Source organism: Pseudoalteromonas sp. S1609 (assembly GCF_005887255.1).
Classification (GTDB): domain Bacteria; phylum Pseudomonadota; class Gammaproteobacteria; order Enterobacterales; family Alteromonadaceae; genus Pseudoalteromonas.
The window spans coordinates 61,176-75,361 of record NZ_PNDJ01000023.1; the positions used below are offsets into that span (position 1 = coordinate 61,176).

Sequence of the window (14,186 nt, forward strand, 5' to 3'; positions counted from 1 at the left end):
ACTTACATTGAGCTGTATTTTTCACGCAGCTGCTGACGAACAAACTCAGCAACTGTGTTGAAAATAAAGGTGAATATGAATAATACAAAGGCGGCTAAGAATAGAATTCGGTAATGCGAACTCCCTACTTCCGACTCAGGCATTTCGACGGCGATATTAGCGGCTAAGGTACGCATGCCTTGGAAAATACTCCAATCCATAATTGGGGTATTACCGGTAGCCATAAGTACAATCATAGTCTCGCCTACGGCACGACCTAACCCCATCATTACCGCAGAAAAAATACCTGGGCTAGCGGTTAATAACACCACACGAATGAGGGTTTGCCACTGCGTAGCACCTAATGCTAACGAGCCATTTGATAAATGTTTAGGCACACTAAATACCGCATCTTCGGCAATTGAGAAAATAGTTGGAATAACCGCAAAGCCCATCGCGATACCCACTACTAATGAATTACGCTGATCGAAGGTCATGCCTAATTCATTGGTTAGGTATTGACGCACATTGCCATCAAACATCCATAACTCAATACTTTCGCTCATCGCAAACGACAACCAACCAATAAATAACACCACAGGTATTAATAAAATTGAATGTGAGCCTTCAGGGATTTTATGGCGAATAACCGCAGGTAATTTGTTCCAGCCTAACGCGGTTGCTAAAATACCCAATGGCAGTAACACCAGTAAACCAACAATAGCCGGCAAGTGCTCTTCAATTAAAGGCGCTAACCACAAGCCAGCTAAAAAGCCGAGTATTACCGTAGGCAGAGCTTCCATTATTTCAACCGTTGGCTTTACCACACGGCGCAATTCGCTCGACATAAAATAAGCGGTATAAATAGCGGCTGAAATAGCAATAGGTACAGCAAATAACATTGCGTACATAGCAGCTTTTAAAGTACCAAATGAAATTGGCACTAGTGAAAACTTCGATTCAAAATCATCACTGGCAGAGGTAGATTGCCAAATATAGCCGGGCTCAGGGTAGCCTTCGTACCATACTTCTTGCCAAAGCGCTGACCACGTTACTTCTGGATGCTCGTTATGAATTTCTAAAACCGTCAGCTTGTTATCAGCTAAAATTAGCGCCGCATTTGAACGCGGAGCAATAGCAAACTGTTCAATTTCACCATCACTGACTTTACCTTGCCATAACTTTGCTTCACTGGTGGTGTAATAAAGCCCTAATTCACCATTTTGACCCGTTGTAAAAAAGGTACGACGATAAAATTCAGTAAAAATATTCAGCTTGCTTTGTTTGGTAGTTTCAAACGAACGGATTTTTTGAAATTCACGCCCTGAGTCTGTATTGATTTCAAACCACTGGGATATTTCACCGTTATCATTGGCCAACATCAGTGAGTTTGCACCAGCCAATAGTTGTGATGACACTATATTCGCGTTTTCTTCATTGGCAGATAATAATTGAATTTGCTCAACTTCACTTGGATAGCGGGTATCGAATACATAAATTTGATTGGCAGAACGAACAAAGGTGCGGGTGGTATCTGGCGACATTAATAGCTCATCTACGCGACCATCAACGTTAAGCTCGGTGCGTTCCACTTGCCATTCAACTTCACCGGTAAACATATTTTCTTCGGCTACAAAGCTACTAAATACCACACGTTTATCGGCAGTAAGTGCCACAACGGCTGTTTTGTCTTCATAATGGCTAAAGGCAAAACGCTTAATAGCTGTACCTTGCTCATCAACTTCGAGTGCCATTTCACCCAGAGGATAACCTAAACGCGGAGTTAGCTTACGCTCATTATTAGGGAAGGTGACTAAAAACTTAGGCGCGACAATAGTTACGGTGCCATTTTCTAAACCATACGCATAATGCCCTTGAAAAGGAGCACTGTTTGCAAAACTGGTTACCCGCGCGGATAAAGTGGCATTGAGTGTTTTTAGTTTTTTACCAAACTGTGCTTTATCAACACTGTAGAAGTTAACTTGACCTTGATCATCAAGTAAATATGCAACCTCAGTTTGCTCCTCGACACCAAGCCCTACTATTTGCTCAGCATTAGCAACATTAAAGCTAGCGCGCTTTTCAACTTTGGCTGACTCGAAAATGGGCTGCACTACATAAAGAAGGTAAAAGAAGATCAATAGCAGCGCTATTAATACCATTATACCGCCTGCGGTTATGCCAAACTTAGCAAACCGGTCTTTAAATAGACGGCTTCGATCCGTATTAAAAGTCGGTTTATTCGGATTTGAAGTCATCAAAACACCCTTATATCTTAACGTTGGGCGCATTATATTTCATCAAAGTGACAGTAATGTTACAGTCGTAATAATTCTTTACTTATAGAGAGTCTGTTCATCTTTGCAGATTAAATTTACAGCTTTTTGAGCAGGTTTTAGGCAAAATTACAACTTAAAATAATACTAAAGAATTATTTATTTTAGTGGTTATATTTATTTTTGCGTTATTAATGAACTAAATCAATTATTAATTGGACAAACTATTTATCCAAGACAATACTCAATGGGCATCTAATATAACAATAATAAAGTAACCTCCTAAGATGTAACAATCCTTTTGTGGTTAGCTTTTACATACATTTAGAATCAAATACATTAGATCGCATCACTTAATGCCTATGCATTTATTTTTTCATTTGGGCTTAAAAAGAGAACTATTATGAAGCAGTTGGTAATAACTATTTTAGGGGAAGATCGCCCCGGTTTAGTAGAAAGTATTTCATCGGTTATATTAGAAAACCATGGCAATTGGTTAAGCAGTAATTTGAGTCACTTACTCGGGCACTTTGCAGGCATTATACAGGTTGAAGTGGCTGAAGAGCATTTACAGACATTTCAAAATGCGCTCAATGGGCTTCCTAAGTTAGATGTTCGCATTGAAAAGGGCAACACTGAAATTGAGCCTGTAGAGCTTGAGCAACTTAATTTTGTGATCACCGGTAACGATCGCCCTGGTATAGTGCAAGAGCTAGCAAGTGTTATTCGCCATAAAGGCGCGAACATTACAAACTTAAACTCTAGGCAGCAAAGTGCGCCAAACTGGGGAGTGCCTATATTTAGTGCTGTTGCCACCGTGAGCCTGCCCAACGGATTGAATAAAGAAGAAGTTATTAATGCACTTGAGTCAATTACAAGTGACTTAGTAGTGGATGTAGAGCAAAGCTAAATCAGCCCTACTAGTATGAACACGAAAAAGGCGCTAATTATAGCGCCTTTTTTATGCATAACACCCAGTGCTACATATCTACATGACGGTTAATACTTTGCATCATCTGCTTCAGACCTTGCTCTTCGAGCTGTAAGATCTCCCCTAGCTTTTCTTGAGCCTCTGGTGACTGCGCTTTATCTGCCAAATAACTATATGCATTTAATACTTTTTGATGCTGCTGAGATAAATACTCTTGAATCGCTAATTCATCTAGCTCATTACTGCGATCTAAATCAGTAAAGCTAATGATTTCTGAGTGCTCTGAAAAATATTCATAACAATATGTATCTAAAGTATTTATTTCAGTGATTGCTTTAAACCCGATTAAATCCTCAGCAAGTTTTTTTTCATACTCAACACAATAATCAATTAACTGTTTATTATGCTCTCCAAGTAAATCCCTTACGCTAAAAAAATTAGCCGCCATTTGTGTATGAAACTGAACGGTCCAATCGAACACTTCTTGAATTGTTTTAACTTGCATGTGCGTTCCTTACTTTTTAAAACTATTGATTAAATAGATGCGTGAATCATGCCAATAAGAAATTCAACAAAATCAGTAGATAAAGAAAAGATTGCCTAACTTGTACTGATATTTTCAGTACAAGTTACATAATCAGTGTAAATATTATAGGTTGCGCTTTCGCCACAATAAATACACAGCAGGCAATACCAGCAATGTTAAAACAATGGCGCTAAACATGCCGCCGACCATAGGAGCGGCTATTCGACTCATTACTTCACTGCCCGTGCCTGTACCATAAAGCACCGGTAATAAGCCAATCACTATGGTTGCCACTGTCATCATTACCGGACGTACTCGTAGACCCGCACCTTCTAGTATCGCCTGTTTAAGCTGCTCTATACTCAAGCTTTTACCAATTTTAGAAGCAGCCTCTATCTGCGCTTTGTAGGCTTGATTTAAATACACCAACATTATAACGCCTATTTCTACGGCCACCCCAGCAAGGGCAATAAAGCCGACTCCTACAGCAACAGAGAAATTAAAGCCTTCTAAGTACATTAGCCAGATACCTCCTATCATCGCCAGTGGTAAAGTCGCCATAATAATAAATACCTCGGTGAAACTTCTAAAGTTAAGGTAAAGCAATACTACAATAATGGCTAAGGTCAGCGGCAACACATAACTCAGTTTGGCTTTGGCACGCTCCATATATTCGTATTGCCCAGCCCAAGTTATAGAGTATCCAGCAGGTAAAATTAGCTGCTCGTTTAGTAACTGCTGAGCATTTGCTACATAGCTACCAATATCTGTATCTTTAATATCAATAAAGCTCCAACCATTTAAACGGGCATTTTCACTTTTTATCCCAGGCGGGCCATCACTAATAAATACATCCGCCACATCAGCAAGTGCGATACGTTGACCCGTTGGAGTAACAATAGGTAAAAGCATCAGTTCTTCAGGGGAGTCACGGTACGCTTGCGGATAACGAAGATTTACAGGGTAGCGCTCTTGACCCTCAACCGTTTCAGTCACGTTCATGCCACCAATTGCGGTTGCGACTACTTGTTGCACATCAGCAATATTTAAACTGTAGCGCGCTGCTTTTTCACGGTTAATATCTACCTTAATATAACGCCCACCCGCTACACGCTCTGAGTAAACAGACGCCGTACCGGGAAAATCTTTAAGTAATACCTCTATTTGTTGACCTATTTTTTGAATTTCATTCAAATTAGGGCCCGCGACTTTTATACCCACAGGGGTTTTAATCCCTGTAGCCAGCATATCTATCCGCGTTTTAATTGGCATTACCCAAGCGTTAGTTAGCCCAGGAAATTTAACTAAAGTATCCAGCTCTTGTTTGAGCTTTTCAGTGGTCATGCCTTCGCGCCACTGATCCTTAGGCTTAAACTGTATAAAGGTTTCAATCATGGTCAGTGGTGCCGGATCGGTTGCCGTTTCCGCTCGTCCAATTTTACCAAATACGGTTTTCACCTCGGGCACAGTGGCAATCAACTTGTCGGTTTGCTGCAATAGCTCGCGCGCCTTACCTATTGAAATTCCTGGATAAGTAGTCGGCATATACATTAGATCCCCCTCATCAAGAGGTGGAATAAATTCACTGCCTATTTTATTTATCGGATAAAAGCCCATTAAAGTAATAACTAGCGCAATCAGCAAGGTACTTTTCGGAAATTTTAATACTAAATTTAACAGCGGCTTATAACTATTTACCAGTAAACGGTTAACTGGATTTTTATTTTCAGAGATCACCTTACCACGAATGAAATAACCCATCAGTACGGGTACTAAGGTAATTGCTAATCCAGCAGAAGCTGCCATTGCATAGGTTTTTGTATACGCTAATGGCGCAAACATTCGCCCTTCCTGAGCTTCTAAAATAAATACCGGCATAAAACTCACTGTAATTATTAATAAGCTAAAAAATAACGCAGGCCCAACTTCACTGGCAGAATCAATCACCACTTGCCAACGGTTTTCATCTGTTAGTGGCTGTTTCTCCATGTGCTTGTGCATATTTTCAATCATCACAATCGCACCATCGGTCATAGCACCAATCGCTATAGCAATCCCGCCTAATGACATGATATTGGCGTTAATACCCTGCCAGTACATAATAATAAAAGCGGTGAGTATGCCTAACGGTAAGGTAATAATAGCCACCAAAGATGAGCGTACATGAAATAAAAACACCACACACACTAAAGCCACTACAATAAGCTCTTCCATTAATTTAGAGGTGAGGTTATCAACTGCGTCTTTTATTAAATGAGAGCGGTCGTACACAGGTACAATTTCAACCCCCTCTGGTAGCCCTTTTTTAAGTGACTCTAATTTAGCTTTAACGAGCTCTATGGTTTTTTGCGCGTTTTCACCAAAGCGCATAACCACTACGCCACCTGCCACCTCGCCTTCGCCATTAAGCTCGGCAACACCGCGGCGCATTTGCGGACCTAAACGCACATTAGCAACATCACGTAACTGTAGCGCAGTACCGTTAGCGTTTATACCTAAAGGAATGGCTTCTAAATCAGCAACACTTTTTACGTAGCCAGTACTGGTGACCATGTATTCAGCTTCTGCCATCTCAACTACCGATGCACCCATTTCTTGATTACCTTGCTTAATGGCAGTTTGAATAAGGCTTAGCGGAATACCATAAGCACGAAGCTTATCGGGCTGAACGTTTACTTGGTATTGTTTAACCATGCCGCCTACCGATGCCACTTCGGACACACCAGGTACAGTTTGCAGTTCAAATTTTAAAAACCAATCTTGTAAACTGCGTAATTGGCTGATGCCATGCTTACCGGTGGTATCAGTGAGTGCATATAAATACACCCAGCCAACGCCGGTGGCATCGGGGCCAAGCTCTGCAATTGCCGTACTAGGCAAACGGGCAGATACTTGACTTAGATATTCCTGAACACGACTTCTCGCCCAGTATAAATCAGTGTCTTCGTCAAAAATAACGTACACGTAGGAGTCACCAAAAAACGAAAAACCGCGTACTGTTTGCGCCCCAGGTACCGATAGCATTGCCGTGGTTATAGGAAATGTAACCTGATCTTGCACTACTTGCGGCGCTTGCCCAGGATAAGAGGTTTTAACAATAACCTGTACATCTGATAAATCGGGTAAGGCATCTACAGGCGTATTTTTTACAGCATACAAGCCACCACCAATCAGTATTGCGGTTAGTAACAAAACAAAAAAACGGTTAACAACAGACCAGCGAATAATTGCAGTAATCATAACCACTCCTAGTGATGCTGACTGTGCGAAGCATGCACAGGCGTTATTGTATGAATCACAAATTCACCTTGCTCAATGCTAAAGGTAAAAGTAACTTCATCATTAGGCTTGAGCATCTCAGTCATTAAATTTTTTGCTAGCATAAAGTCCATTGTTGCAGGTCCTCGGCCCCACTTTTCAATTGCCTCACGGCTGATATTCACAATACGATTATTAGCATCAATACTATTAATTACTCCATTTACAGTTGCCGTATTTGGGTTGGCATCACTCATTTGCATACTGTTATGCGAAACTGCTTGCATACGTTTAAAGTCAGAGTTTTTACTCGACTCTGAATCAATTAAAAACTGTGCTGAAGTAACCACTTCATCGTCTGCCATAACACCTGATAAAATTTCGGTATTAGCCGCATCACTTCGCCCTAAAGTTACCTCGACCGATTTAAAACGACCTTCCCCAAGTGCAACTACAACACGGTTTTGGCTACCAGTGCGAATAACAGCTTCTTTAGGTACGATTAACTGTTTTTCAGCTACTTGACTATGAATACTGACTTGAGCAAACATATTAGGCTTTAACTGATGGCCTTGGTTATCAAAGCGCAAACGTACTCTTAAAGTACGATTTTTAGCATCTAAGGTAGGGTAAATATAATCCACTTGCCCTTGCCAGCGTTGGCCACTTAAATAATCGAGTGTCATGGTTACAGGCAAGCCAACACGGATAAGTTCTGCTTGGCGCTCAAATACCTCAGCCTCAACCCATACTTCATCAAGCTGAGCAATACTCATCATTGAGGTATCAGGTTTAACATAAAATCCTTCACGAATATTAAGCTCATCAACAACACCACCTTGGCGGGCATAAAATGTTATGTTTTGCAGTACTTGCTGACCTTTTTGCAGGCGTGAAATAAAGCCATCAGACACATTGAGTGATTTTAAACGGGCTTTAGCGGCACGAATTAGCACCGGATTATTACGCTTCAACGCTAAAACAAACTCTTCTTGTGCATTCACTAACTGTGGTGAATATAAGGTATAAAGTGGCTCATCTTGTTTAACCTGATCACCCGCGGCTTTAACGTATAAGGTTTCGACCCATCCCTCTACGCGCGGATGAATATGAATTAGCTGGTCTTGGTTGTATTGTACATAACCTACCGTGTTAACTTCATTTTCAAGTGCAGCAAACGCAACAGGGGTAGTACGCACACCTAAATTATTAATCACTGTGGGTGAAATTTTAATACTGCCTGGCCCTTCATTAGCCCCACGGTCTGACTCTTCGTAAACAGGCACTAAATCCATGCCCATGGGCGATAAACCAGGTTCATCTCGGCGATAATTACTGTCCATAGGTGCGACCCAATAAAGCGGCTCTTTTTTACTACTGGCTTTACTGTCAGTTGGCATAGAGTGCTCACTAGGTAAGCTTAATAATATCCCCGTAGTTAATGCCGCACTACATATAGCCACCAGTAATAATTTTAAATTAGTATTCATAGCTCGGCTCCTGCTGTGGTGTGTTTTTTAAGCTGGTATCATCAGCACTGGCGTAATAATTTAACCTTGCAATAATTATCTTTTGATCAACATGAATGTTTAGGGCGTCTATCTTGGCATTTAATTGACTAATACGCGCTTGCATCACATCTGAGAAATTACCATCATCGCGAGTGTAGGCATTTAGGGTCGCTTGAGCTTGCTCAGCCATTTGCGGCAGCAGCTTGGCTTGATAAAGTTCGGCGCGCTGATGAAGCCGCGCTAACTGGCTAACTTCCTTAAAGTACATCCCTTGTAGCTTTTTAAGGGCTATTAATTTTTGTGTTTTAGCTTCTTCGCTATCAGCAATGGCAGCATTTACTAGTTGGTCTTGGCGGTTATCGGTAAACAGCGGTAAATCAATACTTATACCCACAGAGAGAAGGTCTGCTCGCGCGCCACCCATTGGCATGTCATCACGATAACCGTACCCCATATTAACGCCAATTTGAGGTTTATAGCCTTGCTCAGCCACACTAATTTGAGTTTGCTTTGCCACTATTGCATTATCCATTGCCATAATTGCAGGGTGCTTTAATAGCATGGTCATTAATTGCTGATACTCTAACTCGGTGTAGTTTTTTAATGCTGTAAGCTCTGAAAAGTCATCACTGACAGGCAAGCTCAGCATAGCGATAGGCAACCATTGTGTTAGCCGCTTTTTAGCACCTTGTAGCTGCTGCTCCAGTTGCATTAATTTATCTTCAAGGCGGGTTAACTCTAATTGCGCTCGAATAATATCTTGTTGGCGTGTTTTGCCCACCGAGCTTACATAGCTTGATTCTGTAATATCAATGAGCTGGGTAAACAAAGCTTTATCTTGCTCAATTAGTGCAATGCTTCGTTGCGCTCTATAAGCATTGAGCCATGACTCAGTAACTATGGTTTTTACTTGCGCGAGTCTATCTTTACGCAGCCAAGGCTCTGCTGCAGCTGACTGAGAAAGGGCCTTTTGTTGAAGTGCTAGACTATCGCCTCGGCTCAGTGATTGGCTAATTCCCACCTTAAATTGGGTCATATTTTCTTGATCAAAAGCAAAACCATTAGTTGGTAGGTTCATTAACCCTAATGTAAGCACTGGATCAGGTAAGGTTCCTGCGGCAATACTTTTTGCTTCAATTGATGATTGTTTTTGCTTACTGGCTTGAAGCCAAGGCTCATGGTTTAAGGCATAGTTTATTGCCTCATTTAAACCTAGTTCAGCACTGTGTACAGAGACACTAATACTCAACAAGCTACTTATACACAAGGATTTTAATACTGCGAAGTGATTCATCACTTGCTCCACTTAAATTTAAAAATAACGAATGAAAACGATTAAATTTATAAGCAGATAGATGACAAAAAGCTAAATAACTAGATTTTAAATACACCTACCCTGCGATTATGCAGGCATAGGAGGACGGTAAAGAGAACGTGCAAAGTTAGCTTGATGCTGTACTACAGCATGTTGCACTTTTTCAGAGGATAATTTGGAGGCTATAAATAGTGAGTTTACATGCAAGACTGAATGCGAACTACAAGCACTCATCGGGCAACTGCAATCTTGGGTTAACGTGCTTTGCTCACTACAGCAATCCATAGACATGGTTGTTGTATCAGCGTCGTCGCTCATTGCCATCTCACTATGCTGCATCGATGCATGGGTTGCCATGTTCATATGCGGCATATCACATACCATAGATACAGACGCAACGGCTTGACCCACAAAAGTGAGTAACAAAGTTAGCGTGAGTAAAATACAGTAAATACGTTGCAATGAATTAACCTAAAAATAAATAGACGTTTAAAGTTTATGAGAACTGTGTTTAAAACTCAATAATTAACTGGTTTTTACTACTGGCTTTATGAAGCTACTGGCCGCAATGGCGAACAAGCAATAGCCGGTAAAATACCAAAAACCAGTACCAAACTCAGCATGCATATTTAGTAAATCTTCTGAGTTCGCGTTTGTATTACCAGCCATGTAAGCCACTATTAATGCAATAACAAACACATCCACCATACTCCATTTACTTAAACCGATAATCACCTTACCAAGATTGTGCTTAAACGAAGTCTCCTTCAGCACACAATACAACAATTGAAGCAGCAGCTTAATTGTTGGGATCACCATTGAAAAAAACGCCACTAGTATCGCCACTAAGTAGTTTTTGTTATCGGCCAGTTCGTTAACGGTGCCCCAAATACTGCGCGTTTTTTGATAAGCGCTGATCTCGCCTTCAAGTTTATCTAACCCCAATATACTCGAGGTCATCATTAGCATATTACGGGTGTTTTGATTCCCTTCATCTGCCAACATTTCGATGCCCGCCTCAGCAAGTTTAGACTTATCAATTTTACCTTCCATACTCAGTACGGGCTGAGTCACCCCGGGAATTAATAAAGCTAAGGCAATTAAAATAGTGGTAATAGGTAAAAATAAACGCATGGTGTAATACTAAGTAAAATCAATATGTGCCAATCATACCCAAACGTTATACGTTAGTCTTGCTCAATAATAGTGGCCAATAGTTCATCCGCATACTGGCGTGCATCCAACATGGCGCTAAATACGGTCTCAATATTCGAGGCTGGGCGAATAGTTTCTAACAACTTTTTAGCCAATTGCCAATTATCTTCCTCTACCGCTTTTATTAAATGTAAAGAATTACCCATCATCCCTTCAAAACTTAATAGTGCACCAGATAACTCAGCCCCTAAACTAAACTCTTTAGCAATAGCTTCCAGTTCCATATCTAAAATAGCATCAAGCACCGACATTAAGCCGACTAAATAACCTTGTTCTGCAATGACTTTTCCGCCTGGTTCTAAAATTATTTGCATGAACTGCGCTCGACATAAGCCTAAACGAGTAAGTTCACTGGGCTTGTCTGAGCCAAGTTCGCTTAGCGCCAATACTCGTACAAACTTTCTAATAGAATCTTCCCCTAAATACACAACCGCCTGAGGAATAGACGTTATCACTAAATTTTTATTAGCAGAGCGAGCATTCACTAGTTTTAGGACGCGTGCAGTCAAACCGACATCTTTAGAAATGCGTTGATTAATTTCATTAAAGTCTAAATCTGTGCGGGATGTGCAACGCAGTAAGTCTAAAACAGCCATTTTTAGAGGTTCGATACTGTTGTAACTTAACATTTCTGGATGTGCAAAAAAGAACCCTTGAAAGTAATCGCATCCAGCTTCTTTAAGCTGCCTAAATTCATCATAGGTTTCAATTCGCTCTACCACTATTTTAATATTAGGAAAATTGCGTTTGAGCTTTTTCAGCAACATGCTGGTTTTTATTACGGGCTCTTCAACTTCAAGCTTAATATAATCAACCAAACTGAGTAATGGTTGCCATTTTTCATGTGAGTCATAATCATCTAGCGCAAATACATATCCTGCTTTTTTTAACTCTGTCACTCTCTCAACAACAAGCTCTATATTTTCAGTACGCTCAACAATTTCAATTACAGTATTCTCAGGCTGTAATAATTTAGGTAAATCCTCTAAAAGCCCCTCGCTCGATAAATTAATAAACGCAGTTTGATTGAGCGTTAGCTTTTCTATGCCAACCAGCATTAGCGCATTAAAAAAAAGTCGCCCAGTGGCTTGCCCGTCAGTTGTTCCTACAGGAAAAGCATTATTAACTGAATCGCGATAGAGCAACTCATAAGCAAAAATACTTTTATCACCGTCAAAAATTGGTTGCCTAGCAATATATTGAGTAACCAAAATAGATGAATTTTTTACCTCTAGATTATTTGGCATTAACCTTCCTACTTAACAGTGATGTCATCATTATTTTTTATTATTTAACCAGTATAGTGAAACTTTAAAGACTTGCTGCAATTTTAATTAGATTAAAAACAAACAAATAAGACTAAATCTATAACCCTAGAGCAGAGTTATTAGTATCCTCATTTTTTATAGGGTTTTTGAGTTTACAACTGCTCTAAGCATACCCAAAGGTTATGGTTATAAGGTATAATGCGATTATTAATTTTTTATAAACTCACAAAAAAGAGTCCCTTATATGAGCATTGAACAAGCCTTAATAGAACGTAGCAGTAACCAATGTGAACTCTGCGCAGCAACAGACGACCTAACTGTATACGAAGTTCCTCCTGTTACCGAAGCTCATTCAGATAAATGCATCTACACCTGTCAAACATGTAAAGATCAAATTGAAGGCAATAGCGATTTAACCCCGACCCATTGGCATTGCTTAAATGACAGTATGTGGAGTCAAACACCTGCGGTACAGGTTGTTGCTTATCGCATGCTGACTCAGTTAGCAGCTGATAACGGATGGGCACAAGACGCGCTAGATATGATTTACCTTGAAGAAGACACATTAACATGGGCGCAGCAAGCGCTTGCTGAAGATGATGATATTAAACACATTGATAGCAATGGTGTAGTACTACAAGCTGGCGACACCGTCACGTTAATAAAAGATTTAGATGTGAAAGGTAGCAGCTTAACAGCAAAGCGCGGTACAGCCGTGCGCAATATTGGCTTAACCAGCAACCCTGAACATATTGAAGGACGTGTTGATGGACAGCGTATTGTAATTTTAACTAAATACGTAAAAAAGTAAGTAATAAATCAAGGCGCCTAGCGCCTTTTTTTATATCTCGACTTTCTTTATTTGCTAGTTAAGCAATGATTAAGCAATTCAACCGTATGCTAGCGACCTTATACCATACTCCATCAAGGAACTCTTATGTTCTCATCGAAGCCAAATTCAATGTTAAAGTCGATTGCAGGCTTGTGTTTTCTAGCAAGTGGCACACTTATGCTGAGCGCATGTAACGATGACGCAGCGCAGCAAAATAGTGCTGTGGCGCAAACAATGACCACCTTACCTGTGCAAGTTAGTTACTTAGATCGCAGCCTAATTGCGCCTAATTCACAGCTAACCGTTACCTTGGTTGATGTGTCAAAAATGGATGTGGCAGCAACGGTTATCTCTGAGCAGGTAATTGATTTAGTAGGCGCACCGCCTTATAAAGTAGAGCTTGAGTATAACCTTGAAAAGATTGACCCAACTCACCGCTATAGCGTGCGTGCAACCATTAATAATCAAGGAAACTTGCTATACACCAGCACAACGAGTAACCCGCCTTTTGATAATACGGCCTCATCAGAGCCTTTAGAGATTATTGTTTCAAAAGTAGCGCCAAAGCCAGACGTTGACTTAGTAAACACCTACTTCAAAGCAGTTTCAATCGACGGCAACCCTGTTGTAGTGAATACCAAAGAGCCATTTATTCAGTTTAATAGTGATAACACTGTACACGGCTTTTTAGGATGTAATAACTTTAATGGCGGTTATGAAGTATCGAAGCAAGCAGTGACTTTTACGCAGTTAGCTATCACGCAAAAAATGTGTCATGACAATATGGAACAAGAAAGCGCGATGGCGGCTGTGCTTCAGGCAGCAACGCAATGGCAAATTAATGGTGAAAAATTAGTATTACAAAATGAGGCAGGCAACCAACTTGCTACCTTTAACGCTGTTTACTTTTGATTAAGAACGTAACAATACCCCACATCTAAGCAAATAAATAAGCCAGTTAAACTAGGGGCTGTTGATCTTTCAAGGTTGAATTTGCAGCAGTCTGTTTGGTATTTAGGCAAGGCAGAGCCTATGTGGTGTGGTTATTCCCCATAAATAGGCGATATAGCAGCAT

11 protein-coding genes are annotated in these 14,186 nt (G+C 40.5%); 3 read left to right on the forward strand and 8 right to left on the reverse strand.

Annotated features, from left to right (window positions below; genetic code table 11):
* Positions 1-2 precede the first annotated feature (2 nt).
* On the reverse strand, positions 3-2,237 hold the full coding sequence (locus CWB76_RS07655; protein WP_138606601.1) for an ABC transporter permease subunit: 2,235 nt from the start codon (positions 2,235-2,237) through the stop codon (positions 3-5).
* 421 nt (positions 2,238-2,658) lie between these two features.
* Here CWB76_RS07655 and CWB76_RS07660 point away from each other — a divergent pair, with 421 nt between their 5' ends.
* Positions 2,659-3,165: a glycine cleavage system transcriptional repressor gene (locus CWB76_RS07660; RefSeq protein WP_010391731.1), complete on the forward strand. Its 507-nt coding sequence runs from the start codon at positions 2,659-2,661 to the stop codon at positions 3,163-3,165.
* Between the two features lie 70 nt (positions 3,166-3,235).
* Here CWB76_RS07660 and CWB76_RS07665 read toward each other — a convergent pair whose 3' ends face one another.
* The 7 genes from CWB76_RS07665 to CWB76_RS07695 all read right to left on the reverse strand — a co-directional run bounded on the left by CWB76_RS07665 (position 3,236) and on the right by CWB76_RS07695 (position 12,258).
* Positions 3,236-3,691 carry a hypothetical protein gene (locus CWB76_RS07665; protein WP_138606602.1) on the reverse strand — a complete coding sequence of 152 codons (456 nt, stop codon included), beginning with the start codon at positions 3,689-3,691 and terminating at the stop codon, positions 3,236-3,238.
* 144 nt (positions 3,692-3,835) lie between these two features.
* On the reverse strand, positions 3,836-6,952 hold the full coding sequence (locus tag CWB76_RS07670; protein WP_138606604.1) for an efflux RND transporter permease subunit: 3,117 nt from the start codon (positions 6,950-6,952) through the stop codon (positions 3,836-3,838).
* An 8-nt stretch (positions 6,953-6,960) separates the two neighbouring features.
* Positions 6,961-8,460: an efflux RND transporter periplasmic adaptor subunit gene (locus CWB76_RS07675; RefSeq protein WP_138606605.1), complete on the reverse strand. Its 1,500-nt coding sequence runs from the start codon at positions 8,458-8,460 to the stop codon at positions 6,961-6,963.
* Positions 8,450-9,775: a TolC family protein gene (locus CWB76_RS07680; RefSeq protein WP_138606607.1), complete on the reverse strand. Its 1,326-nt coding sequence runs from the start codon at positions 9,773-9,775 to the stop codon at positions 8,450-8,452. The genes CWB76_RS07675 and CWB76_RS07680 overlap by 11 nt, the downstream gene beginning before the upstream one ends.
* Positions 9,776-9,883: 108 nt before the next feature.
* Positions 9,884-10,258 carry a hypothetical protein gene (locus CWB76_RS07685; protein ID WP_138606609.1) on the reverse strand — a complete coding sequence of 125 codons (375 nt, stop codon included), beginning with the start codon at positions 10,256-10,258 and terminating at the stop codon, positions 9,884-9,886.
* A gap of 63 nt (positions 10,259-10,321) precedes the next feature.
* Entirely contained in the window at positions 10,322-10,930 is a 609-nt protein-coding gene (locus CWB76_RS07690; RefSeq protein WP_138606611.1) for a paraquat-inducible protein A, read from the reverse strand.
* A gap of 53 nt (positions 10,931-10,983) precedes the next feature.
* The gene (locus CWB76_RS07695; protein ID WP_109874049.1) at positions 10,984-12,258 is read right to left on the reverse strand and encodes an EAL and HDOD domain-containing protein; all 1,275 of its coding nucleotides are present in this window, start codon (positions 12,256-12,258) and stop codon (positions 10,984-10,986) included.
* Positions 12,259-12,523: 265 nt separating this feature from the next.
* Here CWB76_RS07695 and CWB76_RS07700 point away from each other — a divergent pair, with 265 nt between their 5' ends.
* Together CWB76_RS07700 and CWB76_RS07705 are read left to right on the forward strand one after the other, a co-directional pair.
* Complete coding sequence (locus CWB76_RS07700; protein WP_076921864.1) at positions 12,524-13,090, forward strand: PhnA domain-containing protein; 567 nt, start codon at positions 12,524-12,526, stop codon at positions 13,088-13,090.
* 126 nt (positions 13,091-13,216) lie between these two features.
* Complete coding sequence (locus CWB76_RS07705; protein ID WP_138606613.1) at positions 13,217-14,023, forward strand: META domain-containing protein; 807 nt, start codon at positions 13,217-13,219, stop codon at positions 14,021-14,023.
* Positions 14,024-14,186: the final 163 nt, after the last annotated feature.